Raw genomic sequence first — 26,714 nt, forward strand, 5'->3', positions numbered from 1 at the left:
CGCCCCACCCCCCCCCCCCCCCCCTCCCCGCGCCCCGCCCCCACACACCCCCCGCCTCGCCCGCCGCGCCGCCCCCCCCGGGGCCCCCCGGGGGGGGGCCCCCCCCCCCGCTTCGGGTGCCCGGACAAACGACGGGGCCCCGCCGTTTCCGGCGGGGCCCCGTCGAGTCGCGTCAGCGGCTCTTGTACGCCTCGACGACCTCAACCGGGATCCGGCCGCGCTCGGAAATCTTGTAGCCGTTCTTGACGGCCCATTCCCGGATGGCCCGGTTCTGCTCCCGATCCATTCCCGCGCCGGCGGGTCGCCCCGGCCGCCGGACCGAACGGGCGCTCTCCACCGGGCCGCGCCCGATCCGCCGACCCGCATTGATGTACGGATCGAGCGCCTTGCGCAGGACGCCGGCATTCTCGTCGGAGACGTCGATCGTGTAGGCCACGCCGTCGAGACTGAACTCAACCGTCCGGTCGGCCTTCCCACCGTCGAGGTCGTCGGTCAGGACCGTGATTACTTTTCTCGCCATTGCCGATTACTCCCTGTGTGCGGCGGGATGTGTCCAAAGTCTGACCTATCACCCCGGTAATCCGCAACAATATGCCTTCCATTCATTCGGCGCGTCGCGATTCCGTTACCGAGCAAAACCATGAATCGCTTCGGTGGCGAGGCTTCATTCCCCGAGGATGCCGCTGTGACCGGCGATGGCAGCCGCCTCGGCCCGGTTCGAGACCCGCAACTTGCGCAGCAGCGCGGCGGTCATCCGTTTCACCGTCCGTTCGGAGACGTGCAGTTCTTCGGCGATGTCGACGGTGTTGCGGCCGGCGGCGATCGCCCGCAGCAGCCGCCGTTCCTCGCCGTCCAGGTCGACGGGCGCGGAGCGGGTGGGCCCCAGCAGCATGGCGCGCAGCAGTTCGGCCGGCAGCACCGCCCAGCCGTCGAGGATCGCCAGCAGTGGGGGCAGCAGCTCCTCCGGTTCGCTGGTCTTGGGCAGGAACCCCTCGGCACCGGCCCGCAGCGCCTCCACCGCTGGCCCGGGGTCGGCGGAACCGGACATCGCGACCACCCGTACCCGTGGGGTGGTCCGCCGGATCGCGGCCACCGCCCGGATGCCGCCGGGCGGCGGCATGTGCAGGTCGACCAGGGCCAGGTCGGGGCGGCAGCTGCTGACCAGGGCCGCCGCCGCGGCGGCGTCGCCGGTCGAGGCGGCCACCTCGACGCGGCCGTTGGTGGTGATCGGGAGCAGCAACTCCAGGCCGCGGACGAAAAGGGGGTGATCGTCCACGACGACGAGTCGCAAGGTGGAGGCTCCCGGCATGTCTGCGCCGTTCCCCAGCGGGTACCGATCATGCGGGTTCGCACCGAACGAGAGGACTCGGGTGGATGCGCGTACGGCACGGTTTGCGGGACCTGCTGCGAGGGTTGCGCCCCATTGAGCCGACACCGGGCGAGAAACGACCGACGGCGGCCGATTCGGAGCTGCTGCTGCGGGTGCTGTGTCACGAGTTTCGGACGCCGATCAGCACCCTGACCTCGCTGACCCGCGCGTTGGCCGACGAGCGTCGTGAGCTGACCGGGGACGATCGGCGGGCACTCAGTGCGCTGGCCCGCGACCAGGCCGCCCACCTGCAGAGCCTGCTGCGAGACGCGACCGCCGGCACCGGTGTGCTGACGCCGACTCCGCAGCCGGATCCGGCCGTCGCGCTGGCGGGCATCCTGCGGGAGGCCGCGGCGCTGGTGCCGCTCGCCCGTCGGCGGGCGCGAGCCACCCGGGAGGCGGCCTCCTGCCCGGTGCCGGCCGGACGAACCCGACAGGTACTTGTCAACCTGGTGCAGAACGCGTTGCGGCACGGGCCGCCGGACGGGCAGGTCGGGCTCTACGCCACGGTGGGCGGCACCAGCCTGAGCATCCTCGTCACCGACGAGGGGCGGGTCGACGATGCGCTGCTGGTCGCGCTGCGGCGTCCGGCGCCGGCCGTCGGGATGTCCGGTCTGGGCCTGTGGATCGCGCGGCAGCTCGTCGCCACGGACGGGGGAGCGTTGCGGGCGCATCGGCTACGGCCGCGTGGAGTGGCGTTGGAGGTGCTGCTGCCGATGGCCCGCCCGGTGCGCTGACCCGGCCGGGACACCGGTTGGCCCGCTCGGGTCATCGGGGCGGGAACGGCCTCGCTACCTGTTTCCGGTACCGAGGAGGTTGGATGTTCAGCCACGTCAAGGATCTGCAGTTCGAAGCCAAGCCGGACGGCCCGGATGCGGCGTTCGCCCGCCGGTTGCAGGAGGTGCTGGGCGGCAAGTGGGGCGAGATGACGGTCGCCAACCAGTATCTCTTCCAGGGTTGGAACTGCCGACTGCCCGGCAAGTACAAGGACCTGCTGCTCGACGTCGGCACGGAGGAGATGGGCCACGTCGAGATGATCGTCACGATGATCACCCGGCTGTTGGACAACGCGCCGCTGTCGATGTCGGAGGGCATCGCGGACAACCCCGGGGGCGCAGCGACCTTCGCCGCGTCGAATCCGGCGCACTTCATCCACAGCGGTGCTGGCGCGTTGCCCGCCGACTCCAACGGGGTGCCCTGGAACGGCTCGTTCGTCACCGCCAGCGGTAACCTGCTGGCCGATTTCCAGCTCAACGTCACCGCCGAGGCACAGGGTCGGCTCCAGGTCGCCCGGTTGTTCCACATGACCGACGACCCGGGCGTCAAGCAGATGCTGCGCTTCCTGCTGGCCCGCGACACGATGCACCAGAACATGTGGCTGGCGGCGATCGAGCAGCTCAAGGAGGACGGCCTGGAGGAGATGCCGGTGCCGGAGGCGTTTCCGGACTCGGGCGAGTTCACCGAGGAGTACGGCTACACCTACCTGGGTTTCTCCTCGGGCACCGACGCCGCCCAGGGGCGCTGGGCGTCCGGGCCCTCGCCGGACGGCAAGGGCGAGTTCCGGTACGACGACAACCCGCGGGCGAACGCGCCGGAACCGGTGCTGGCCCCGGGTGACCCTCGTCTGTACGGCACCAACCCGGGAGTGGCCGGCTCGGTGGTGAACACGGTGAAGAGCAAGCTCACCTGAGGTGCCCGTCGGGTCGCCCACCGGTCCCCGGTGACCCGACGGACCGGGCGCGAAAGTGGCCTGGGTCACAGGCCGGAACAAGGGGAACGCTTTGTTACTTGAGTGAGACACGCTCAACTAACGCGAGGTGTTCGATGGCAACTCTTCCGGTACTGCCCCTGACCGACGCCGTGCTGCTGCCCGGCATGGTCATCCCGGTGACCCTCGACCCCACCACCCAGGCCGCTATCGACGCGGCGCGGGCGACCGGCGACCGCAAGCTGCTGGCCGTGCCGCGCATCGACGGCGAGTACGGCCCGGTGGGCGTGGTCGCCACCATCGAGAAGGTCGGCCGCCTGCCCGAGGGCGAGCCCGCCGCCGTCATCCGTGGCCTGTCCCGGGCCCGGATCGGCTCCGGCGTGCCCGGCCCCGGCGCCGCCCTCTGGGTCGAGGCGACCGAACTCGACGAACCCGCCCACGCCGGTCGGGCCCGCGAACTCGCCCGTGAGTACCGCGCCCTGGTGACCTCCGTGCTTCAGCAGCGGGGCGCCTGGCAGGTCATCGACGCGGTGGAGCGGATGACCGACCTATCCGAGCTGGCCGACTCGGCCGGTTACGCGCCCTGGCTGACCCTCGAACAGAAGACCGAGCTGCTCGCCGCGCCGGACGTCACCGCCCGGCTGGAGCTGCTGGTCGGCTGGGTGAAGGACTACCTGGCCGAGCAGGAGGTCACCGAGCAGATCAACAGTGACGTCCGCGAAGGGCTGGAGAAGTCCCAGCGCGAGTTCCTGCTGCGCCAGCAGCTCGCCGCGATCCGCAAGGAGCTGGGCGAGGACGAGCCGGACGGCTCCGCCGACTACCGGTCCCGCGTCGAGTCCGCCGAGCTGCCGGAGAAGGTCCGCGAGGCGGCCATGCGCGAGGTCGGCAAGCTGGAGCGGGCGAGCGACGCCTCCCCGGAGGCCGGCTGGATCCGTACCTGGCTGGACACCGTGCTCGAGATGCCCTGGGGCACGCGTACCGACGACAACACCGACCTGACCGCGGCGCGCGCGGTGCTCGACGCGGACCACGCCGGCCTGGCCGACGTCAAGGACCGCATCCTGGAGTACCTGGCCGTGCGCAACCGGCGCGCCGAGCGCAACCTCGGTGTGGTGGGCGGTCGCGGCTCCGGCGCGGTGCTCGCCCTCGCCGGTCCTCCCGGAGTGGGTAAGACCAGCCTCGGCGAGTCCGTGGCGCGGGCGCTCGGGCGCAACTTCGTCCGGGTCTCGCTCGGTGGCGTCCGCGACGAGGCGGAGATCCGCGGGCACCGGCGCACCTACGTGGGGGCGCTGCCCGGTCGGATCGTCCGCGCGCTGCGCGAGGCCGGTTCGATGAACCCCGTCGTGCTCCTCGACGAGGTGGACAAGCTGGCCGCCGGCTACGCCGGTGACCCGGCCGCCGCCCTGCTGGAGGTGCTCGACCCGGCCCAGAACCACACCTTCCGGGACCACTACCTGGAGGTCGACCTCGACCTGTCCGACGTGCTCTTCCTGGCCACCGCCAACGTGGTGGAGTCCATCCCCGGCCCCCTGCTGGACCGGATGGAGCTGGTCACCCTGGACGGGTACACCGAGGACGAGAAGGTCTCCATCGCCCGTGACCACCTGCTGCCCCGGCAGCGGGAGCGGGCCGGGCTGACCGCCGACGAGGTGGAGATCGCTGACGAGGCGTTGGCGCTGATCGCGGGGGAGTACACCCGAGAGGCCGGGGTCCGGCAGCTCGAACGTGGCCTCGCCAAGATCCTGCGCAAGGTGGCGGTGACGCTGGCGACCGACCCGTCGCCGGTACGCGTCGACACCGACAACCTCACCCGCTACCTGGGGCGGCCGAAGTTCACCCCGGAGTCGGCCGAGCGCACCGCGGTGCCCGGCGTGGCAACCGGCCTCGCCGTCACCGGCGCCGGCGGGGACGTGCTCTTCATCGAGGCGACCAGCATGGAGGGCGAGCCGGGGCTGACCCTGACCGGCCAGCTCGGTGACGTGATGAAGGAGTCGGCGCAGATCGCGCTCTCCTACCTACGCTCCAACGGGCGGCGGTTCGGCATCGACCCGAACGCTCTCGCGGGACGCCGGATCCACGTCCACTTCCCGGCGGGCGCGGTGCCCAAGGACGGTCCGAGCGCCGGCATCACCATGGTCACGGCCCTGGCGTCGCTGGTCACCGGCCGCCCGGTCCGTCCCGAGTTCGGGATGACCGGTGAGGTGACGCTCTCCGGTCGGGTGCTGCCGATCGGTGGGGTGAAGCAGAAGCTGCTCGCCGCGCACCGGGCCGGCCTCACCGAGGTGATCATCCCGGCGCGCAACGAGCCCGACCTGGACGACCTGCCGACCGAGGTGCGTGAGGCGCTGACCGTGCACACCCTGGCCGACGTGGCCGACGTGCTCGCCCTGGCGCTGCGCCCGGCCGACGTGAAGACGCTTGACGGGCCGGCGCTCTTCGCGGTCTGACGCTCCGACGATCCGGGCCCCCGCCGTCTTGCGACGGCGGGGGCCCTTTCGGTACGCGGGGAGGTCTACTGTCTCGTCTGCACCGTCAACCACCTCTCCGCCGCGAGGCGGCCCCTGGAGGAACCCCCCGTGAACGTGGTGCTCTGGATCATTCAGTTCCTGCTCGCCGCCGTCTTCGCCGGCGCCGGGCTGGCCAAGCTGAGCCAGCCGAAGGAGAAGTTGCGCGACGTGATGCGGTGGGTGGACCCCGTTCCACCGTCACAGGTCAAGTCGCTCGGCGCGGTCGAGCTGCTGGCCGCCGTCGGGCTCGTGCTGCCCGCTGCCACCGGCATCGCCACAGTGCTCACCCCGCTCGCCGCCGTCGGGCTGGTCATCGTCATGATCGGCGGCCTCCTGGTGCACCTGCGCGCCGGAAAGCAGCAGACCACCCAGCAGGGGCGTCGCACCGAGATCCAGGGCGCGGTCACCTGCGCGGTGCTGCTCGTCCTCGCCGCCGTGGTGGCCTGGGGCCGTTTCGGCCCGTACGCCCTCTGATCCGCGTCGGCGAGCACGCGACAATGCACAGTAGAGTCTGCCCGCCGCTCGAGGTGGCACTCAACGGGGGAGAGGCATGGAACCGATCGTGAGCGCACCTGGTGCGGTACCGCCGGCAGCGCCACAACGGTCAGATCCACCGAGCCGACGGTTGGGACGGCGGGTGCTCTTCGCCGGCGGCGCGGGCGCCGCGGTGGCGACCACGGTGGCCACCCTCGCCGGTGCGGAACAGGCGGGATCGCCGCCCGTCACGACCGTGCGGGAGGCCCCGCTCAGCCTCCGGGACCCCCGGGTCGGCTGCCGGCTCGACGGCAGTGACGAGTCGGACAAGGTCACCACGGCGCTGAACCTGCTGCCGGCCGGTGGCGGGGAGATCTTCCAACCGGTGGGCGCGCTCGGTCTCGGATCGGAGGTTCGCTTTCCGACGAGTGTGACCTGGACCGGCGAGAACATCGGCGCGGCGATCATCCAGCCGGCCCCGGGCTACACCGGTCGTCTGGTCTCGAGCGGTAAGTACAACCAGATCTCCAACGTGCACTTCTACGGCATGCGGACCTCCAACGTGCTGTTGACCGTCCGTGGCCCCCGATCGACCTTCCATCACCTGCACTTCGGCAACTCGGGCAGCCACGCGATCGAGTTCCTCGGCAAGGACGCGGACACCAGCGCCCACGCCAACAAGATCACCGATATCAACATCGAGGACTGCCTCGGCGTCGGCATCCTCGTGAACAAGGTCGCGTACGACAACGAGTTCCTCAACGTCTGGGTCGGTGAGTGCCAGACCGGGATACGGCTGCTGGACAGCGCCTGCTTCTTCGACAACCTGCATGTCTGGGGTTGCCGGGGCAACGGAGTGGAACTGCGCGAACCCGCCCACCGGAACATCTTCCAGAACGTCTACCTGGAGTCGAACGGCACGAGTGGCACCGGCAGCGGCGCCGACCTTCGGCAGGTCTGGGGGACCCAGTTCATCGGCGGCCGGCTGTGGCGCAACGCCACCAACGGCATCGAGGTCTCCTCATCCGGACGTACCCGGATCATGGGGCTCGACATCCACGACAACGGCGCGAACGGGATCCTCGGCCGCGACGCCGACCTGTGCCAGGTGATCGGCAACCAGTTCTACGACGACGCGACGCCCCGCCGCCAGGACCGGCCGATCATGACCGTCGGCACCAGCAACAACTGGATCGTCACCAACAACGTGATGCGGGCGTACGACCACCGCTCCGGTGGCGCGTCGCTGGCCGGCGCCAACAACGTGGTCAACGGAAACATCGGCTAGCACCGGCGGGGCGGCGGGTGCCCATGTCCCTCCCGCCGCCTCGCCGGGCCGGGTCGTCGGCGCCCGTCGTACTCCGGCGGTCGCCGACCGCGTTCTCAGCGCTCGTCGCCGCCGCGGTCGCGGCGCACGGTGGCCTTGCGGCCCTTGATCGTGCTGGAGCGCAAGCCGGAGATGACCTCGTCGGCCACCCCCTGCGGCACCTCCACCAGTGAGAACCGGTCGGCGATCTCGATCGAGCCGATGTCCCGGCCGCGGATGCCGGTCTCCCCGGTGATCGCGCCGACCAGATCCTGTGGGCGCACCCCGGCGCGTCGACCCAGGCCGACGAAGACCTGGACGGTGTTGCCGCCGCCGGAGCGTGGCCGGCCCCCGCCGCGCCGGTCGCCGCCCCGGCCGCCGGCCTCCGGTCGGCCCTCGCGCGACCCACGGACCGGGGCCTGCGGGATCTCCTCCTCGTCGTCGGAGCCCGGCGACGTCACCTCGTGGGCCAGCTTCACGGCGGCGAGGGCGACCTCCATCAGGTCGAACTCGTCGGTCAGCGTCTCCACGATCACCCGGAACGGGTCGAGGTCGTCCTCCAGCAGGCTCTCCCGCAGGGCCGCCTGGGTCAGCTCCAGCCGCCGGGTACGCATGTCGGCCACGGTGGGGATCTTGTCGATGGTGATCCGCTGGCCGGTCACCCTCTCGATGGTCTTGAGCATCCGGTGCTCACGCGGCTCGGCGAGGGTGATCGCCACGCCCTCGCGGCCAGCCCGACCCACCCGACCGATCCGGTGCACGTACGACTCCGGGGCGGACGGCACGTCGTAGTTGACCACGTGGGTCAACTGCTCGACGTCCAGCCCACGCGCCGCCACGTCGGTGGCCACCAGCAGGTCCGCGGTGCCCGCCCGCAGCCGGCCCATGACCCGGTCGCGCTGCTCCTGGCTCATGCCACCGTGCAGCGCCTCGGAGCGGTAGCCCCGACCGTTCATCGTCTCGGTCAACCGGTCGACCTCTTCCCGGCTGCGGCAGAACACGATCGCCGCCGTCGGGGACTCCACGTCCAACACCCGGCCCAGCGCGGCGGGCTTGTGCGCCCGGGTCACGATGTACGCGCTCTGCCGCACCCGGGGCGCCTCACCCGCGACCGGCTGCTCCCGGCCGATCTCGATCCGCACCGGTTCGCGCAGGTGCTGGCGGGCCATCCCGTCGATGCGCGAGGGCATGGTGGCCGAGAAGAGCACCGTCTGACGCTGCGCCGGAGCGTGCTCCAGGATCGCCTCGATGTCCTCGGCGAAGCCCATGTCGAGCATCTCGTCGGCCTCGTCGAGCACCACCGTGGCCAACCCGCCGAGGCGCAGGGTGCCCCGGGCGATGTGGTCGAGGGCCCGCCCCGGGGTGGCCACCACCACGTCGACACCGCTGTCCAGTGCCCGCAACTGCCGCCCGATCGGCTGCCCACCGTAGATCGGCAGCACCCGCGCGCCCAGGTCCTTGCCGTAGCGGTGGAACGCCTCGGAGACCTGTACCGCCAGCTCCCGGGTCGGCACCAGCACCAGCGCCACCGGGTCGCCGCCCTGGCGGTGCGCCGTCATGAGGTTCAGCAGCGGCAGCGCGAACGCGGCCGTCTTGCCGGTGCCGGTGGCCGCCTGCCCCAGCAGGTCCCGGCCCTCCAGCAGCGGTGGGATAGCCTCTCGCTGGATGGGGGTCGGCTCCTCGTACCCGAGGGCGGCGAGCGCGCCGAGCAGTTCGGCGCGGAGCCCGAGCTCGGTGAAGGCGCTCACCTCGTCGGTGCCGTCGGGGGTGGCGTCGATCGGTGCGTCGTGCTGTGCAGGTGCGGAACTCATGTGCCAAGCCTTTCATCACGCCGTCCGGGCCGTTGCGGCGACCGCCACAAGAGCTGTCTCAGGGCCCGTGCTGCGGCTGTTCCGCGAGCCGGACGGCGGCCCCGATCAGGCGTCGGTGGTCAGGATGGCCAGCACCATCACCGCGGCGAGGGCCACGTCGAGCACCACGCAGAACTCGGCGTAGCCGCGCGGCACCACCCGGCGGTTGCGGTGGTGCACGATGTCCCAGCCGGCGTGCGCCAACCACCCGAGCGTCACCAGCCAGGCGGCGGTCCGCCCACCGGCCAGCACCGCGACCAGCGTCAGGGCGACCCAGATGGCCAGACCGGCGAGTTGGGTGGCGAGCACGCCCCGCCCGCCCAGCGTGCGGCGGGCCATGCCGATCACCAGGTAGCCGCCGGGCAGCACCAGCATCGTCCACGGGCTGAGCACGGTCGGATCGACCCACATGTCCACCGTCAGCAGCAGCGCCAGCCCGCTCGGCCAGTGGCGGGCGAGCGCCACCACGGCCGGATGCCGGCGGATCGGCACCGGTGCCTCGTGCCGATGACGCACCGCCACCAGCACCATGGCCGGCACCATCAGCAGGTGACCGCCGAGCATCAGGGCGTCGGCATCCAGCAGGCCCGCCCACCACGGCACGAGCAGCAGCAGGAACGGCACGTACATCGCGGCGGCCATCTCGGCGACCCCACGCCAGTGGTGCGCCCGGTAGCGCATCCACACCGTCATTCCGACGGTCATGTTCGTGGCCATCACCAGCGCGGCGACCTCCGGCCGGGCCAGCGCGTCGCCGACGCCCAGAGCGGCGCCGGCCAGCTCCCACAACGGCCCGAGCAGCAGCATCCCGGCGATCATCGCCAGCGCCATCTCGCCCAGGTGCCACAGCAGCCGCCGCCTGCTGCTGGCCGGTGCCGCGGCGGTCGGTGCCGCCGCACTCGGCGTCGGGGTCGAGGGGGTCGGCTCGTCGGTGGGCAGGGGCGCGGGCGACGGTACGGCGGTGAGGCCGTCCGCGTACATCCTGGTGTTTTCCATGTCTCGACCCTGCCGGTGCCCCCGGTGTGGCCGGCAGACCCGTTCGTCACGGAAAAACCGTGCGGACCGCACGGCCCGACCGTGACAGTTCGCATGGGTGGACCATGCGCCGGACGGTCCTAGGATCGGTGCGTGGCGAGCGAGGCGGTGACCACCCGGGCGGACCGGCGGCTGCGTCGCGCTCGACGGGCGACGCTGGTGTCGCTGGCCACCGGCGTGTGGGCGAGCGTCCTGTTTCCGGCGGTCGGCCTGACCCGCGAGCCCGACCGGGTCCGGGTGACGCTCGGCGCGGTCGGCATCCTCGCCTTCGTGATCGCCCAGACCGTCGTCCTGTACGCGGCCGTGACGCCGTGGCTCGACCCGCGCTGGCGGCGTCGGGCCGAGCTGAGCCTGATCGGGGTGGCGGTGCTGACCGTTCCGCTGGTGGGCCCGGTGGCGGCCGGCAGGTGGCCGACCTGGGCCTGGCTCGGCGCGGCGCTGATCGGCATGACGCCGCTGCTGGTGCGGTGGCGGGCCGCGCTGGCGGTCGCGGTCGGCGTCCTGGCGGTGTCGGTCGCGGTGGCCTGGTGGACCGGTGGTTCCGTTGCGCGTCACCTCGCCGTGACCGGCGCAATCGGCGCGGCGGTCGCCGCCGTCAACGGGTTCCAGGTCTGGTTCTGGGACCTGCTCGTGGAGGCCCGGCAGGGCCAGGCCGCTCAGGCCCGGCTCGCCGCCGCCGAGGAACGGCTGCGCTTCGCCCGCGACGTGCACGACGTCCTGGGGCACCACCTCACGGTGATCGCGTTGAAGGCCGAACTCGCCGCCCGGCTCGCACCGGTCGACCCGGAACGGGCCGGGCGGGAGGCCGCAGAGGTGCAACGGTTGGCCGCCTCCGCGCTGGGCGAGGTACGCGAGACCGTGCACGGCTATCGGGCCGTCGACCTCGACGAACAGCTCGCCGCGGTGGTGGGGGTGCTGCGCTCCTGCGGCGTGCGGTGCACGGTTCTGCCACTGCCGGCGGACCTGCCGCAGCCCGCCGCGATCGAGCTGGCGGCGGTGCTGCGCGAGGCGAGCACCAACGTGCTGCGGCACAGCCGGGCCGACTGGTGCCGGATCCGCATCGATCGGGAGGATGACCTGGCCAGGATGACGGTGGCCAACGACGGCGCCGACGACCGCGGCCCGGACGCGCACAGCCACGGTCTGCGCGGGCTGGCCGACCGGCTCGCCGCCGCCGGGGGCGAGTTGCGGGTACGCCGGGAGGACGCGATCTTCACCCTCGAAGCCACAGTGCCGGCGCCGTCGTGATCCGCGTCCTGCTCGCCGACGACGAGGACCTGATCCGGGTCGCCGTCGCCGCGCTGCTCGCCCTGGAACCGGACATCGAGGTGGTGGCACACGCCGCCGACGGGAAGACAGCCGTCACCGCGGCGCTGGCGCACCGTCCGGACGTGGCGGTGGTGGACCTGGAGATGCCGGGCCTGGACGGCATCGCGGTGGCCGCCGAGCTGACCCGGGTCCGACCCGAGTGCGCGGTGGTCGTGCTGACCGGGCACGGTCGTCCCGGGCACCTGCGCCAGGCGCTGACCGCCGGCGCCCGTGGGTTCCTGCCCAAGGGCTCGCCGGGTGGGGCGCTCGCCGACGTGATCCGCCGGGTGCACGCCGGAGGGCGCTACGTCGACCCGACGCTGGCCGCCGACGCGTTGACCCTGCCCCCGTGCCCGCTGACCCCTCGGGAACTGGAGACGCTGCGGCTGGTGGAGGTCGGCGCCCCGGTCGCGGTGATCGCCCGTCGGGTGCACCTGTCCACTGGCACCGTGCGCAACCACCTCTCCGCCGCTGTGCAGAAGCTCGGCGCCGCCGACCGGGCCGAGGCCGTCCGCACCGCCCGGGACAACGGCTGGCTCTGACCGGCGACACCGGCGGCGTGCGTCGGGGAGGCCGCGAAACTCTCCGGCGCTGATCAATCAAGGCAGTCGAGTCCTCGCCTCTCAGCCGGCTGCGAAGATGGACAAATGCCCAGGAAAGTCGCGGCGGGTCCGGTCGACCCGGTGCGCTCCAGTGCCGTCGAGCTGTTCTTCGACCTCGTCTTCATCTTCACCCTCGGTCGCTTGTCGGCGACCCTGGTCGAGGAGCCCAGCCTGCTCGCCGACGCGCAGGCAGTGATCTTCCTGCTGGCCTTCTGGTGGATCTGGTACAACACCAACCTGGCTACCGACAGCCTCGACTGCGAACGACCCACAGTGCAGATTCTGATCATCTGCGTGATGCTCGGCAGTCTGCTGATGTCCATCAACGTTCCGGACGCCTTCGGTGACCAGGGCTTCGTCTTCGTGAGCGCGTACCTCGGGATCCACCTCGGCCGGACCCTGGTCATGGCCCTCTACCTGCGCGGCACTCCGGCCTGGCGTCGGCCGGTACGGGGGCTCGTCTGGTATTCGATGTCCGCGACGGTCTGGTTCGCCGGGGCGGCGGCCAGCGGCGGCGAAGCACGAGTGCTGCTGTGGGCATTCGCGCTGGCGATCGACTACTCGGCGCCGATCCTGGGGTGGCCGGTGCCGTGGCTCGGCCGGGCGCGGGCCAACGAGTGGCACCTCTCGGGCGAACACCTCAACGAGCGGTACCGGCAGTTCATCATCCTTGCCCTCGGCGAGACGATCCTGGCCACCGGCAACTTCTACCGGCTGTCGCCGCGAAACCTGGCGGACACCACCGCATTTCTGCTCACCTTCTGGACGGTGGTCTTCCTCTGGTGGACCTACTTCTATCGCACCACGAGCAGCCTCGCCGTGAAGATCGATACCGCCGTGGACCCGTACCGGCTCAACCTGCGGGCGAGCTACAGCCACCTGGTGATGGTGGCGGGCATCCTGCTCACCGGCATCGGCGGCGAGTTGATGCTGAAGGAGCCCGACGCGCAGCGGTCGGCCGGCAACGTCGTGGCGATCCTGGTCGGGCCGCTGACCTTCCTCATCGGGCGGATGATCTTCGAGATCTGGGTGTTCGGCCGCCTGACGAGGCACTGCCTCGCGGCCGTGGTGGCATGCCTGATCCTGAGCCCGGTCGCGGCGCGACTCCCGCCGCTGTCGGTGGGCCTGTTGGGCGCGGCCACCATCACCGTCGTCGCCATCTTCGACCTGACCCACCGTGCCCGGGTCGCGGGTGAGGTCAACCCGGTGTCGGCCGGGGACGCTCCCCGCCGTCACCCTGCCTGACGGGTGTGGCTCGGTTCCAATCTGTGGGGGTGGCGCGAACCGTCCGGCTAGCGTGGGCGCGTGCGTACGGTGGAACTGGTCTGCTCGCCCGGCCTGGAGGTCGCGGTCCGGGCGGTCTGGGGTCGCCTGGCCGCCGCCGGGCTACCCAGCCTGGCCCGCAACATCCACCCCACCAACCGGCCGCACCTCACCCTCGCCGCCGTCGACGAGTTCCCGCCGGGGGTCGAGCACCGCCTCGCCGAACTGTTCGACACCGCGCTGCCGGTTCCGGTGACACTCGACCTGGTCGTCGTCCTGGACGGCAGCGCGCCACTGGTCTGGCTCGTCCGACCCACGCCGGCGCTGACCGCGCTGCACGCCGCCGTCTGGGACGTTCTCGCCGATGCCGACGGACACCGCCCGTGGCACTCGCCCGACGCGTGGGTGCCGCACCTGAGCCTGGCCCTGCGGTTCCGCGACGCCGACCTGCGGTTGGCGCGTGCCGTGGCCGGTGGGCAGCGCCCGACGGGCGACTTCGACGCCGCCCGCAGTTACGACGGCACGGACCGCTCGGTGACCGCGCTGACCCGGCTCCGCTGAGGCAACCGTCCGCAAAGGCCCCGACGTGCCGAAGTGGCATCGCGGCCGCTGTTAAGGAGGGGCAGCAGTCAGGCCGAGGCGGCCGTCGGAGCGTGTCGCCCCGACGGCCGCGGGCCCCATCCTGGTCAGTTGTCGCGCGGCTGCGGGATCTCCTGCCTGGTGAACGAGATTCCCGCCGCCGGGGCGGCCCGGGTGGCGATCGACGCAGCCGACTCGTCGGTGTCGTAGAGCCGAACCGAACCGTTGGCGGTCCGGCTCACGAAACCGAGTCGGATGCCGTTGGAGTTCTGGAAGACGAATGCCGTCGGGTCGGTCGGATAGGTCTCGTCCGGTACCGTCGCCGTGGCCCAGTCGCCCCAGGCGGTGGAGCCTGCGGCGGTCTGTCGGCTGTGCTGGATGGTGTCGTCGGTCGTCCGGGTGAACACCGAGACGCGGCCGGTGTTGGGGCTCAGGACGGCGGTCGGGGAGCCGACCGGCGTGATCCCGCTGGCTCCCACCGCGGTCCAGGTGCCGGGCCAGGTGCCGTCGATGTTCTGCAACTGGCTCTTGACCACTCCGTCGGTGTGGCGGGCGAACACCATCAGGCGACGGCCAGGCAGTGTCACCACGCTCGGCGTGTCCACGAAGCCCGTGCCACCCAGCCCTGTCCAGGCGGAGGTCAGCGCGCCACCCTTGTAGGTGGCGGCCTGCAGGGTGCCGGCAGCGTTGGTCACCAGAATTGTGGCGGTGCCGTCGGCGCCCGGCACGGCGACCGGCGTCCCGGTCAGGCCGGTGCCACCGAGCGGCGTCCACGGAAACAGATCGCCGGCCGTGCCGTCCTGCCGCCGGTGCCACAGTGCGCCCTCGGCGTCCAGGGCGAAGACCACGCGGGTGTCGTCGGAGAGCCGGACGGCGGTCGGCTCCGAGCGCATCGCCCCGCCGAGGGCGAGCCACGGATTCCAGTCCGGCATGGCCGGCGTCTTCTGGGTCAACGAACCCACGTTGCTGGTGGTCTCGTGGGCAACGATGGTGACCCTGTTCTGGGCGTCCGAGACCAGCGACGGCTTGCCCGTGTACGCCTCGGTGCCGGGCGCCGGTGACCACTGGATCGAATACAGCGAGTCCGGGTTCGCGCGTCCGTGCCGCAGTTGACCGATGTTGTCGGTGTAGGCGATCTCCAGGCTGCCGAGCGCGGTGCCGGCGGGCGGGGCCTGCACGACGGCCAGCGGGGCGTTCTGCTGCGCCGGGGTGGCGGGCAGCGCGGGGCTGGTGATCGCCCCCTGCCGGCAGGTGTTGGTGGTGGTGAAGACGTTCGGGAAGCCCTCCCAGCCGTTGCCGATCTGGTCCGCGGTCAGTGCCCAGGACAGGTTGTCCTCGCGGAAGCGGTACTGGAACAGATCACCGTCGGCCTGAATGCCGAAGAGCGTGTCTCCGCCGGCGGAGAAGAGCCCCTTGGTGAACCCCTGCCAGTCGCTCGAACCGACCTGACGGTCCCGCAGGAGCCACCGCTGACTCGCCGGGTCGAACCGGTGTCGGTAGAGCTTGCCGTCGGCCGTGCGGCCGTAGAGGACGCCGGGGGCACCGGCGACGATCAGGTTGTACCGGTCCCAGCCGGAGTCGATGACGCGTGCGTCGATGGTCCATTTCCGCGTCGGCTCGTCGAACCGGTACCAGCGCAGTTTGCCCTGGGCGTCGACGGCGTAGAAGTCGCCGATCTGGTCCACAGTGATCTTGTTGCGGTAGCTGGCTGTCGCATAGTTCGTGAAGCTTGAACTGATGATCAGGTTCTGCTTGCCATCGATGGTCTCCCAGTTGCTGCCCGTCCATCGGTAGCGGTTGAGTCCGGTCGAGTTGATGCCGTAGACCCGGCCGTCCGGCCCGCCCAGCAGGCGGCCGAAGGTCTGCCAACCGCTGGGGCCGACGGTGGTGGCGGCGGTGAACACGCCGCCGTCCTTGCCCGGGGTGCTGTACTGGCGACGGGCGAGAGTGCCGGCCGTTGTCGAGTTGAAGAACGCCGCGGCCCCTGTGCAGCTGAAGGCGTCGGTGGCCGCCTGGGCGGGAGACGCCGGCAGCGGTGCCACGAGGCCGGCGGCGCCGATGAGCGCTGCGGCGGTCAATGCCAGCGGCCGACGCCGAGAAGACGTCCGTGGTGTGGACTCTTTGGTTAACTGGGACACGTTTGTGTGATCCTCCCCCGAGAAGAATAAGAATGACCGCAATGAATTGATCAGTCTGTGGTGATCGCCACATTCGCAGAGGGTCCACTGTGCGCGGTGAGTGATCCATCCGCCACGGTCGCGGCCCATCATGCACGACCGTGGGCCGCCTGCCAAGCGCGGAAGCTCGGCCCGGTTCGAGGAGTCCGGGAACATCCATGATGGACATTCGGGGCGGGTCGGAGCAGGGAGCAAACGGACTTAAGGCTACAAATGGTTGAAGTCTTAACGGGAAGTAGTCTCCCCAGGTCGTAGCGCAAATGAGGAAGGTTGCCGCCACTCTGGCTTGACAGCCGATCGAGCGTGCTGCAACCTACAGCGGCATATCGATGAGTAGCAGCACACGGGGGTGTGAAGCTGTGACCGCTGACTTGGCGGCATTCTGCCGTGCCGAGGCGACACGAATATTGTTGGGCGCTCCGCTCCCGCGTGAATTCCGTCCACCCGAGTTGTCTCTTTCTCTTTTCTGACATTCTCGTCGACCGATGAGTCGGCGTCGTAACGCCGTGCCCGTGAAGAGGTAGCGGCGATCCACACCCGGCTTCGTGGGGCCTTCACAGGTCTCGCGGCCGGCACGTGCCTGTCTCCGCCTCGTAGCCCGTCCTCGATCCAGGGGTGACCATGTCCTTCAGCATTCGCCGTCTGCCCGACCCGCGCGGTCGGCTGACCGATCTGCGTGGTCGGCTACCCCGGCAACGTTCGATGTTCGGCTCCGGCACCACCCGGTCGGTCCTGGCCGCCGCTCTGGCCGGCGTGCTGATGCTCAACCTGGGCGGCAGCGGGGTGACGGCGCTGCCGGCGGGCGGTGCCCGCGACCGGGACGGTGTGGCCTCCGCCGGTCGGGGTGGCGGCGGCGCGAAGCCGAACCAGGCATGGGGCTCGGCGGCCGGCAAGGCTCACGTGACACCCGGACGCCCCAACCGTGACCTGCCGAAGTCCATGCGCGGGCAGTACCCGCTGCACAAGCTCGCCGACAAGCCCGCCCCGGGGCGCAACAAGGCGTCCGTCGCGACGGCACCCGTCGAGGACACCCCAGGCTTCGACAAGCGAACCAGCCGGGAACGACCGGCCGAGCGCGACGTCAACCAGCGGGTCTTCGACAACGCCGACGGCACCCAGACCACCGAGTTCTCCTCCTCCCCGATCAACTACCGCAAGCCGGACGGCACCTGGGCGCCCATCGACCACGCCCTGGTGCCGACCACCGACGGGTGGGGGATCGCCGCCGACTCGGTCGGTCTGCGCCTCGCCGGCAACGGCGCCGCGAGTCAGTTGGCCCGGCTGAGCTTCGACGCTGACACCGAGTTCGGGTTCGGTCTGGCCGAGGCGTCCAACGCGCCGGGCCGGGTGAACGGGAACGCCGTCACCTACCCCGGCGTACGCCCCGACGTCGACCTGCGTCTGGAGCCCCGGGCCGGCGGCCTGAAGGAGACCCTGGTCCTGCGCTCGGCCAAGGCGCCCGCCTCGTTCGTGTTCCCGCTGAGCCTGCGCAACCTCACCGCGAAGCTGGTCGACGGTCAGGTCGTCCTCAGTGACCGCGACGGGCGCGAACGCGGGGTGATCCCGGCGGGTTACATGGTGGACGCCGGCACCGGCACAGCCGGTCCCGCCACCTCCACCAAGGTCGCGTACGAACTGGTCACCACGGGTGGGCAGACGGCGCTGAAGGTCACCCCCGACCGGGCCTGGCTGACCGATCCGGCCCGGCGGTACCCGGTCGAGGTCGACCCGACCGTCGGCCCGCCGGTCGCTGCGATCAACGCCGACAGCAGCATGTACGTGCACGGAGACAGCTCCACGTCCGGCAGCAGCGAGTTGCTCGTCGGTCGCTCCGGCGGGTCCAACGCGGCGGCCTACCTCAAGTTCGGCAACCTGGTCAGCCGACTCCAGAACCACACCATCCACGGGGCCGCGCTCTCCGCTGTCAACTTCGACGCGGCTTCCTGCAAGGCGCGCGCGGTCAGCGTCCACCCGGTCACCGGGTCGTGGTCGGCCGGCACCGGCTACTCGTACCCGGGGCCGGCAGTGGGTGGCGCGCTGGTCAGCCGCTCGTTCGCCCACGGGTACGTCGCTCTCGGCCAGTCCCAGTCCGCCTGCCCGGCAGCCGGGGAGATGTTCGACCTCGGCGTCGGCGGCCGTAACCTCGTGCAGCGCTGGGCCAACGGCCAGCAGGCCAACAACGGTCTCTCGCTGCGCGCGTCCACCACCGACACCTCGGCGTGGAAGAAGTTCGCCGGCACCGGCACGGCGAACCCGCCGGCGCTCTACGTCACGCACAGCCCGTACAACGCCGGATACGCGATCCCGAAGCCCACTCCGGAGCCGGCCGTCCTGCGTAACCAGGACGGCAAGGTGAAGGTGACGGTCACCAACCTCGGTGCCGAGGCGTGGACGCCGGCCAACTACTACCTCGCGTACCGGGTCTACAACGCGCAGACCGGCGCCGCGGTGACCCAGCAGCGGGCGGCCAATCTGCCCTCCACCCTGGCCCGTGGCGCGAAGGTCACCCTCGACGCGACGGTCAAGCGGTTGGAGCCCGGCTCCTACTTCCTCGACTTCACCATGGTGCGCACCGGTGGAGCGGTCTTCACCGACCACCAGGTGCCACCCGGTCGGATCGTGCTCCAGGTGTTCGACGTTCCGCCGGTCGTGCAGGAGCTCTACCCGGAGAACGGGTACCAGGCCCCGACGCTCACCCCGTTGCTCTGGGCCCGGGCCGTGGACACCGACGCCGCACCCGGTGCCACCTTGTCCTTCAAGTTCGAGATCTGCGACCAGACCGACGCCGGTGCGGCGACCAACTGCACCAACTCCGGCTACCAGGCCAAGCAGTCCTGGGTGGTGCCCGCCGGCCGGATGGTCTGGGGCAAGAGCTACCTGTGGCGCTCCTTCGTCAAGGACAGCGCCAACGAGGTCATCTCGCCGTACTCGACAATGCTCAGTTCGGTGCCACAACCGGACCTGTTGTCCCGGATCGCCACCTCGCCCAACGCCGAGCAGGGTCGCGAGTTCGACGCTCAGACCGGAAACTTCGCCACCTCCGCCGTGGACGCCACGGTGGTGACCGTCGGTCCGGAGCTGAACCTGGTCCGCACCTACAACAGCCTCGACCCCCGCACGACCGGCGTTTTCGGCGCCGGCTGGTCCAGCCGGTACGACATGACGCTGGTCCCTGACAACGACGGCACCGGAAACGTGGTGGTCCGCTACCCGGACGGCCAGGAGGTGCGGTTCGGCAAGAACCCGGACGGCACGTACGCGCCGCCGCCGGGACGGGTCGCGAAGCTCACCGTCGACAGCAGCAACTGGAAGCTTGTCGACCGTACCGGCAGCACCTACCAGTTCTCCCTGCTCTACAAACTCCAGAAGATCACCGACAACTCCGGGCACTCGGTCAACCTGACCCTCGACCCGATGACCGGCAAGCTCGCCCGGGCCCAGGTCTCCAACAGCCAGAGCAACACCGCCGGCCGTTCGCTGACCTTCACCTGGAACGGCAACCGCATCGCCACGGTCAGCACCGACCAGGTCAACGGCGCGAAGCTGACCTGGAACTACACCTACGAGGGTGACCTGCTGACCAAGGTCTGCGGCCCGGAGTCCGCCTGCACCAACTACGCCTACGCGGCCGGTTCGCACTACCGCACCGCCGTTCTCGACGCCAAGCCCGACTCGTACTACCACCTTGGCGAGGCCGAGGGCACCGGCGCGGCCAGCGACGTGGCGATCAACCTGGGCAAGGACGCCGGCACGTACCGCAACAACGTCACCCTGGGCCAGCCCGGTGTGTTGGAGGGCACCAACGGCACCGCCGCGGCCTTCAATGGCACCTCGGCCTACCTCGAGCTGCCCAAGGGGCTGGTGAAGAAGAGCCGTGACGTCTCCGTCGAGCTGTGGTTCAAGATCGGCCTGACCCAGACCGGTGGCCCGCTCATCGGCTACCAGGACAAGGCCGTCGGCACCGCCGCCACCAGCGGCGTCCCGCTGCTCTATACCGGCACCGACGGCAAGCTGCGCGGCCAGTTCGCCACGGGCGCGATCGCACCGATCACCTCGGGCATCACGGTCAACGACAACAAGTGGCACCATGTGGTGCTCTCCGCGATGGCCAACACCCAGACCATGTATCTCGACGGGGTCAAGGTCGGTGACCTGGCCGGGCAGCCGATCGAGCACTCGCTGCTGACCTTCAACCAGGTCGGCCTCGCCTCGGCGACCACGCCCAGTTCCTGGCCGGCCTGGGGCGGCACCGCCCAGCGCTACTTCGCCGGCACCATCGACGAGGTCGCTGTCTACTCCCACCCGATCGGCCTGGACACGGCCAAGGCGCACTTCCAGTACGCGAAGCCGGCCGCCCAGCAGCTGACCCGGGTCACCCTGCCCAGCGGCCGGGTCGCCACCGAGGTCGAGTACGACACGGCCACCGACCGGGTCAAGGAGTACACCGACGACAACGGCGGCACCTGGAAGGTGGGTCAGCCCACCGTCTACGGCGGCGACACCGACCTGCGGCGCAGCGTCCAGGTCCTCGACCCGGCCAACCGCCCCTACCTGTACGAGTACGACGCGCTCGCCGGTCGACTGCTGCGCTCCGGCACCCCGCTCGGACTGGAGACCCGCGAGGAGGACCGACCCGGGCAGCCCAGCCCGACGCCGAGCCCGCCGCCCACCGAGGTCTGCACCCAGCCCGACCCGAACGACCCGGCCTTCTGCACCGTGATCCCCGGCGACGCCGGTGGGCCGATCTTCGTGCGGCACCCGTTGGACGGCATGGCCATCCGCTCGTTCTCCTACAACGCGGACGGCCAGCAGAGCAAGGTCACCAACGAGAACGGTGACACGGTGGAGATGACGTACGACAGCCGGGGGCGTCTCGCCACCCGCAAGAGCTGCCGTACGTCCACCCAGTGCTTCACGAACTACTACACCTACCCGGCTTCCATCACCGACCCGTTCGACCCGCGCATCGACCTGGCCGTGGAGCAGCGCGACGGCCGCTCCAGCGGCCCGACCGACAACAAGTTCCGGACCACCTTCACGTACCGGGACCGCACCGGTCAGCTCCTCACCCAGACCAACCCGGACGGCAGCCTGGTCACCCACACCTACACCAGCGGCGGCGAGGCCGGTGTCAACGGCATCCCTCCGTCCGGGTTGCTGGCCAGCAGCATCACCAACGGGCAGACCAAGCCCACCAGCTACGCGTACTACGCCAACGGTGACCTGTACAAGGTGACCGAGCCGTCCGGGCTGGTGACCGAGTACACCTACGACGCGCTCGGCCGACGGATCACCGAAAAGGTCGTCTCCGACACCTATCCCGCGGGCGTCACCACCACGATCACCTACGACGGGCACTCGCGGGTCGCCACCGTCACCGGCCCGGTCACCACCGACGCCGTCACCGGCAAGCAGCACCAGAGCCGAACCGTCAACGAGTACGACGCCGACGGCAACCCCACCAAGGTCACCGCCACCGACCTGCTCGGTGGTGACCCCGAGCGGGTCACCAGCACCGAGTACGACGACGAGGGACGGCCGGTCCGGGTCGTCGACCCGGAGGGCAACGAAACCAGCTACGGGTACGACAGGTTCGGCAACAAGACGACCATGACCGACGCCAACGGCAACCGCTACGACTGGGCGTACACCGCTCAGAACAAGGTGGCCGAGGTGCGGCTGCGGGACTGGCGCAGTGACCCGGCCGGCAGCCCCGGCACCGGCACCGGCGACTACCTGGTCCTGCACTCCTACTCGTACGACTTCGCCGGGCGGCTGGCCAGCGACACCGACGCCATGGGTCGGCGACTGGAGTACAAGTACTACCGCGACGACCTGTTGGAGAAGATCACCCTCAAGGACTTCCGCAACCCTGACGGCTCCAAGCGGGACTACGTCGTGGAGGAGAACACCTACGACGGCGCCGGCAACGTGACCCGCAAGGTCGGGGCCAACGGCACCCAGATCACCGACCATACGCCGGACGAGGCCGGCAAGGTGAAGAGCACCGTGCTGGACCCGACGGGGGTGCGCCGGACCAACACCTTCACCTACGACTACAACGGCAACGTCAAGCAGACGGTCCGGACCGGAAACCCGTCGAACCTGAACTGGGAGGTACTGGCCACCTCCGAGGTCGTCGACTACACCTACGACGACGCCGGCAACGTCCTCACCGAGAAGGTCACCGCCGGCAGCAGCACCCGGGTGACCAGCTACACGTACGACAGGCGCGGCCTGCGTACCTCCGTCACCGACCCGCGTGGAAATGTGAGCGGCGCCGACAAGGCGAAGTTCACCAGTACCTTCCGCTACGACGAGCTGGGCCGCCAGGTCGGGCAGAGCGGCCCGACCGTCCTGGCCGAGAGCGACGGCAACGCCGCCGTCTCCACCAACCCGACCAGTTCGGTCGGCTACAACACCTTTGGCGAGCAGGTCGCCGTCAAGGACCCGCTCGGGCGGGTCTCCACCTCGGAGTACGACAAGCTCGGCCGGGTGGTGCGCAGCCTCGCGCCGATGTACCTCGCGCCCGGTGTGACCCAGCCGGTCACCCCGGAGCACAAGCGCCGCTACGACGCCCTGGGCAACGTGCTGGAGGAGACCGACCCGGCCGGCATCACCAACTACACGTACGACCAGCTCAACCGGTTGACGGTCCGGGACGAACCGTCGAAGACCAACGACGACCGCGCACTCACCCGTTACACCTACACCCGCACGGGCGAGGTCCTGTCGGTCACCGGCCCGACCGGTGCCCGGGTCGAGTCGACCTACGACGACCTCGACCGGCAGGTCACCCAGACCGTCGTCGAGCGTCGGCCGACCACCCGCAACCTGGTCAGCAAGCTCGTCTACGACGACGCGGGCAACCTGACCTCGTCGATTTCCCCGACCGGGGCGACCACTGTCAACACCTTCAACGGGGCCGGCGACATCACCCGCAGCACCGCGCCGACCGGCGAGGCCATGATCTTCGGGTACGACTTCGCCGGCCGCCAGGTCCGGGTCTCCGACGGCCTCGGTCGCACCACCCGGGTCGGCTACGACCAGTTCGGCAACCGGACGAGCACCTTGAATCTCAAGGCCGACGGCACGGTCCTGCGCACCCAGAGCTACGGCTACGACGTGGCCGGCAACATGACCTCGTCGAAGGACCCCTACAACACCGTCACCACCTACGAGTACGACGCGGCGGACCAGCTCGTCAAGCAGATCGAGCCGACCGACGCCGACCCGATCACCACCACGTTCGGGTACGACGCCGCCGGCAACCGGACCCGCTACACCGACGGCCGCAACAACTCCACCATCTACACGTACAACACGTTGGGTCTGCCGGAGTCGGCGATCGAGCCGTCCACGGCGAGCCACCCGGCAGCCGCGGACCGGACCTGGACCGTCGCGTACGACGCCGACGGCAACGCGGTGCGGCTCAGCGCCCCGGGTGGGGTGAGCCGCATGCGGACCTACGACGCGGCCGGCCGCCTCACAGTGGAGACCGGTTCCGGGGGTGACACCCCGACCGCGACCCGAACCCTGGACTACGACCAGGACGGCCGGCTGAAGAGCGTCAACGCCCCCGGCGGCAGCAACACGTACAACTGGAACGACAGGGGTGGGCTGCTGTCCACCGCCGGCCCGTCCGGCACGGCGAGCTTCGACTACAACGACGACGGCCGGGTGACCAGCCGCACCGACCTGACCGGCACGGCCAGCTTCGGCTACGTCAAGGGTCGCCTCGACACGCTCACCGACAGCATCACCGGCCAGCAGCAGAAGCTTGGCTACGACGCCGCCGGTGACGTCAAGACCGTCGACTACGGTGCCGGCCGCGTCCGCACCTTCGGGTACGACGACTACGGGCGGGTCGCCAGCGACGTGCTGCGCAACGCGGGCGGCCAGACGGTGGCCTCGGTCACCTACGGCTTCGACCTCAACGGCCACCTCACCAGTAAGAACACCACCGGCACCGCCGGGGCCGGCACCAACACCTACGACTACGACAAGGCCGGCCGGCTGATCTCCTGGACCAGCCCGGCCGGGACCGTCACGTACGCCTGGGACGCCAGCGGCAACCGGGTCCGGGCCGGCTCCAAGACCGCGACCTTCGACGAACGCAACCGGCTGCTCTCCGACGGCGACTACACCTACGCGTACACCCCGCGGGGCACCCTGCGGACCCGCACCAGCTCGGGCCTGGCCGAACAGTTCTCGTTCGACGCCTTCGACCGGCTCACCGCGGCGCAGGGCCAGACCTACACCTACGACGGCCTGGACCGGGTCGCGTCTCGCACCGGCAACTCCTTCGTCTACGCCGGTCTGGGCGACGAGGTGGTGCACGACGGCTACGAGTACTACGGTCGCGGCCCGAACGACGAGCTGCTCGCCACCGTCCAGGGCGCCGACAAGCGGCTGTCGCTGACCGACGCCCACGGTGACGTGGTGGCGGCCATCAACCCGGCCGACACTCAACTGTCCACGCTGAACGACTCCACCGCGTACGACCCGTTCGGCAAGAAGGTGACCAGCACCGGCAGCACCGGCCGGTTGGGCTTCCAGGGGGACTGGACCGACCCGGACACCGGGCAGGTCGACATGGGTGCTCGCTGGTACCAGCCCGGCACCGGCACGTTCACCTCGCGGGACAGCGTCAACTACACCTCCGGCGACTCGATTCTGGCCAACCGCTACACCTACGGTGCTGGCGCCCCGTTGGACTTCGACGACCCGGATGGCCACTGGCCGCGCTGGATGAAGCGCGCCGCGAGCGTCGTGAGCAACACCGTCTCCAACGTCGTCAGTGGCGCGTACACGGCGTACAACTACGCCAGGAACTTCGTGTCCACCGTTGCTCACTACGCCTGGTCCGGGATCAAAGCGGTCGGCCGAGTGATCTCCAGCAGCGCGAAGTGGCTCGGCGAAAAGACGATGAACGCCGTCCGGTACGTCGGCAGCAAGATCCAGTCCGGACTCAACCAGGTCGCCCGCAGCGCCGACTGGGCCAGACAACAGGCCAAGATGGTCGCACAACGCATCTACCAGGCAAAGGTCGCGGTGACAGCCGCCGCGAAGTCGGCTATCAAACAAGCTGTCAAGTTCACCAAGCTGGCGGTGATTCCTGCCCTGACGAAGCCGCTCATCACGCTCGGCAAGGTGGTGTCCACCGGCTTCAAGATGGCGGCGAGTGTCGTCGCCGTCACCACGATGGCCATTAAGGACCCACAGAAGTACAGCCAGAACCTATGGCTGGAGGCCGCACAGAAGCTGGCGCCGCTCGTCGAGGGCGCCGAGAAGATGTGGGACAAGGCGACCCAGTTCGTCGACGAACACGCCGCCGAGATCGCCGGCTTCGCCGTCGGGGCCGTCGTCGGCCTGGGCTGCGGCGCGGCGATCGGCTGGACCGGTGTCGGAGCGGTGGCCTGCGGGGCGCTCGCCGGAGCGGTCGGCTCGGCGGTCACCGGTTACATGGACGGCAAGCGCGGCTGGGACCTCGCCGGCGCCACCGCCATGGGCGGCCTCACCGGTGCCCTCGGTGGTGCGCTCGGCTCCATCGGCGGACAGGCGCTGGGTGCGGGAATTCGCGGGCTGAGCGGCGGACTCCGGTCGGGCGGCAGTAAAGCCCTGAGCGCCGGTCTGAACGAGGCACGCGCCATCGGTTCCGGGGCAAGGAACCTCGGCAACAAATTGCTCGGGCGGTGTCCCAATAGCTTCACGGGCGAGACCCGGGTGCTGATGGCGGATGGCAGCTCCAAGCGAATCGACGAGGTGCAGATCGGCGAGAAGGTGCTCGCCACCGATCCGACGACTGGCCGCACCGAGGAACGCGGGGTCACGGCGCTGATCGTCGGCGCCGGTAGCAAGGATCTTGTCGAGATCACAGTCGACACTGACGGCAAGAAGGGCGATGGAACGGAGAAGCTGACCGCTACGGGTGGGCACCCGTTCTGGGTCGCTAGTCAGGGACGGTGGCTAGAGGCTCAGGATCTCAAGCCGGGCTATACCTTCCAAACTGCCGACCACCGACCGGCTTCCGTGGTGGGCCTTCGAAAGTGGACCGACTGGCAGCAGGTGCACAACCTCACGGTGGACGGGCTGCACACGTACTATGTGGTGGCTGCCAAGACGCCGGTCCTCGTCCATAACTGCACAACCGACTTCTTCACGGTTCAAGGTGTGGACGATGCTGCCCGTCTTGGTGCTGGTGGGCACCCATTCCCGACGGCGCCCGAACGTGCACATTTCGGGCCGGGCGTTTATTCCTGGGGGAGCGAGGCGGAGGCGATCGCGTATGCCGCAAACAAGCCAGGAGCTCAGATCATGCGGTTTGCAGTCGACAACAAAGTCCTAGCTGGATTCAAGCAGGCGCATCTCAACAACATGTCAGACGAAGCGGCAACGGCTTTTATGGAAAATAACAGTTTGCTGTGGGGTGGCAACGCCAGTCATGGACTCGACTATATATCTAGAGGCACCGCGAGAGGTACCGAGCACTTCTTCTCATCCAATGTGTTTGACTTTCTGAAATTCAGGTGACGG

General features: G+C 70.1%; 15 protein-coding genes. 10 read left to right on the forward strand and 5 right to left on the reverse strand.

From position 1 onward, the window contains the following. Nucleotides 1-172: 172 nt before the first annotated feature. Together ACGF3C_RS32515 and ACGF3C_RS32520 are read right to left on the reverse strand one after the other, a co-directional pair. On the reverse strand, nucleotides 173-520 hold the full coding sequence (locus ACGF3C_RS32515) for an Lsr2 family protein (protein WP_088989485.1): 348 nt from the start codon (nucleotides 518-520) through the stop codon (nucleotides 173-175). A gap of 144 nt (nucleotides 521-664) precedes the next feature. Further along, the gene (locus ACGF3C_RS32520; RefSeq protein ID WP_393227552.1) at nucleotides 665-1,291 is read right to left on the reverse strand and encodes a response regulator; all 627 of its coding nucleotides are present in this window, start codon (nucleotides 1,289-1,291) and stop codon (nucleotides 665-667) included. Nucleotides 1,292-1,374: 83 nt separating this feature from the next. Between ACGF3C_RS32520 and ACGF3C_RS32525 the strand changes: the two genes are divergently transcribed. The 5 genes from ACGF3C_RS32525 (at nucleotide 1,375) to ACGF3C_RS32545 (ending at nucleotide 7,346) form a co-directional block, all read left to right on the forward strand. Continuing rightward, nucleotides 1,375-2,106, forward strand: a complete 732-nt coding sequence (locus ACGF3C_RS32525) for a sensor histidine kinase (RefSeq protein WP_393227554.1) — start codon at nucleotides 1,375-1,377, stop codon at nucleotides 2,104-2,106. Nucleotides 2,107-2,189: 83 nt separating this feature from the next. Continuing rightward, nucleotides 2,190-3,059 carry a manganese catalase family protein gene (locus ACGF3C_RS32530; protein ID WP_357234402.1) on the forward strand — a complete coding sequence of 290 codons (870 nt, stop codon included), beginning with the start codon at nucleotides 2,190-2,192 and terminating at the stop codon, nucleotides 3,057-3,059. Between the two features lie 134 nt (nucleotides 3,060-3,193). Further along, a complete protein-coding gene (gene lon, locus ACGF3C_RS32535) occupies nucleotides 3,194-5,524 on the forward strand; it encodes an endopeptidase La (RefSeq protein WP_355009832.1) in 2,331 nt (776 codons plus the stop codon). A 129-nt stretch (nucleotides 5,525-5,653) separates the two neighbouring features. Beyond that, nucleotides 5,654-6,058: a DoxX family protein gene (locus ACGF3C_RS32540; RefSeq protein ID WP_357230408.1), complete on the forward strand. Its 405-nt coding sequence runs from the start codon at nucleotides 5,654-5,656 to the stop codon at nucleotides 6,056-6,058. Between the two features lie 151 nt (nucleotides 6,059-6,209). Beyond that, a complete protein-coding gene (locus tag ACGF3C_RS32545) occupies nucleotides 6,210-7,346 on the forward strand; it encodes a right-handed parallel beta-helix repeat-containing protein (protein WP_393227557.1) in 1,137 nt (378 codons plus the stop codon). 95 nt (nucleotides 7,347-7,441) lie between these two features. On the opposite strand, the gene ACGF3C_RS32550 is transcribed toward ACGF3C_RS32545, so the two are convergent. Both ACGF3C_RS32550 and ACGF3C_RS32555 read right to left on the reverse strand, forming a co-directional pair. After that, on the reverse strand, nucleotides 7,442-9,175 hold the full coding sequence (locus ACGF3C_RS32550) for a DEAD/DEAH box helicase (protein WP_357230414.1): 1,734 nt from the start codon (nucleotides 9,173-9,175) through the stop codon (nucleotides 7,442-7,444). A gap of 105 nt (nucleotides 9,176-9,280) precedes the next feature. Next, complete coding sequence (locus ACGF3C_RS32555; RefSeq protein ID WP_393227559.1) at nucleotides 9,281-10,210, reverse strand: hypothetical protein; 930 nt, start codon at nucleotides 10,208-10,210, stop codon at nucleotides 9,281-9,283. 132 nt (nucleotides 10,211-10,342) lie between these two features. Between ACGF3C_RS32555 and ACGF3C_RS32560 the strand changes: the two genes are divergently transcribed. The 4 genes from ACGF3C_RS32560 to ACGF3C_RS32575 all read left to right on the forward strand — a co-directional run bounded on the left by ACGF3C_RS32560 (nucleotide 10,343) and on the right by ACGF3C_RS32575 (nucleotide 13,983). Further along, on the forward strand, nucleotides 10,343-11,497 hold the full coding sequence (locus ACGF3C_RS32560) for a sensor histidine kinase (RefSeq protein ID WP_393227561.1): 1,155 nt from the start codon (nucleotides 10,343-10,345) through the stop codon (nucleotides 11,495-11,497). Then, nucleotides 11,494-12,099, forward strand: coding sequence for a response regulator transcription factor (locus tag ACGF3C_RS32565; RefSeq protein WP_355009838.1), 606 nt, complete (start codon nucleotides 11,494-11,496; stop codon nucleotides 12,097-12,099). The genes ACGF3C_RS32560 and ACGF3C_RS32565 overlap by 4 nt, the downstream gene beginning before the upstream one ends. A gap of 105 nt (nucleotides 12,100-12,204) precedes the next feature. Then, on the forward strand, nucleotides 12,205-13,404 hold the full coding sequence (locus ACGF3C_RS32570) for a low temperature requirement protein A (protein WP_393227563.1): 1,200 nt from the start codon (nucleotides 12,205-12,207) through the stop codon (nucleotides 13,402-13,404). 60 nt (nucleotides 13,405-13,464) lie between these two features. Next, the gene (locus tag ACGF3C_RS32575; RefSeq protein WP_393227565.1) at nucleotides 13,465-13,983 is read left to right on the forward strand and encodes a 2'-5' RNA ligase family protein; all 519 of its coding nucleotides are present in this window, start codon (nucleotides 13,465-13,467) and stop codon (nucleotides 13,981-13,983) included. A 125-nt stretch (nucleotides 13,984-14,108) separates the two neighbouring features. On the opposite strand, the gene ACGF3C_RS32580 is transcribed toward ACGF3C_RS32575, so the two are convergent. Next, on the reverse strand, nucleotides 14,109-16,079 hold the full coding sequence (locus tag ACGF3C_RS32580; RefSeq protein ID WP_393227567.1) for a tachylectin-related carbohydrate-binding protein: 1,971 nt from the start codon (nucleotides 16,077-16,079) through the stop codon (nucleotides 14,109-14,111). A 720-nt stretch (nucleotides 16,080-16,799) separates the two neighbouring features. On the opposite strand from ACGF3C_RS32580, the gene ACGF3C_RS32585 reads away from it, so the two are divergent. After that, nucleotides 16,800-26,711: a LamG-like jellyroll fold domain-containing protein gene (locus ACGF3C_RS32585; protein WP_393227569.1), complete on the forward strand. Its 9,912-nt coding sequence runs from the start codon at nucleotides 16,800-16,802 to the stop codon at nucleotides 26,709-26,711. Nucleotides 26,712-26,714: the final 3 nt, after the last annotated feature.

The sequence above is a fragment of the Micromonospora sp. NPDC047762 genome, assembly GCF_043204655.1.
Taxonomy (GTDB): Bacteria; Actinomycetota; Actinomycetes; order Mycobacteriales; family Micromonosporaceae; genus Micromonospora.

Bases quoted from the DNA above. Each gene is read 5' to 3' on its own strand.
- ACGF3C_RS32515 (WP_088989485.1), bottom strand. From the start codon at position 520: ATGGCGAGAAAAGTAATCACGGTCCTGACCGACGACCTCGACGGTGGG.
- ACGF3C_RS32525 (WP_393227554.1), top strand. From the start codon at position 1,375: ATGCGCGTACGGCACGGTTTGCGGGACCTGCTGCGAGGGTTGCGCCCC.
- ACGF3C_RS32530 (WP_357234402.1), top strand. From the start codon at position 2,190: ATGTTCAGCCACGTCAAGGATCTGCAGTTCGAAGCCAAGCCGGACGGC.
- lon (WP_355009832.1), top strand. From the start codon at position 3,194: ATGGCAACTCTTCCGGTACTGCCCCTGACCGACGCCGTGCTGCTGCCC.
- ACGF3C_RS32550 (WP_357230414.1), bottom strand. From the start codon at position 9,175: ATGAGTTCCGCACCTGCACAGCACGACGCACCGATCGACGCCACCCCC.
- ACGF3C_RS32555 (WP_393227559.1), bottom strand. From the start codon at position 10,210: ATGGAAAACACCAGGATGTACGCGGACGGCCTCACCGCCGTACCGTCG.
- ACGF3C_RS32570 (WP_393227563.1), top strand. From the start codon at position 12,205: ATGCCCAGGAAAGTCGCGGCGGGTCCGGTCGACCCGGTGCGCTCCAGT.
- ACGF3C_RS32585 (WP_393227569.1), top strand. From the start codon at position 16,800: ATGTCCTTCAGCATTCGCCGTCTGCCCGACCCGCGCGGTCGGCTGACC.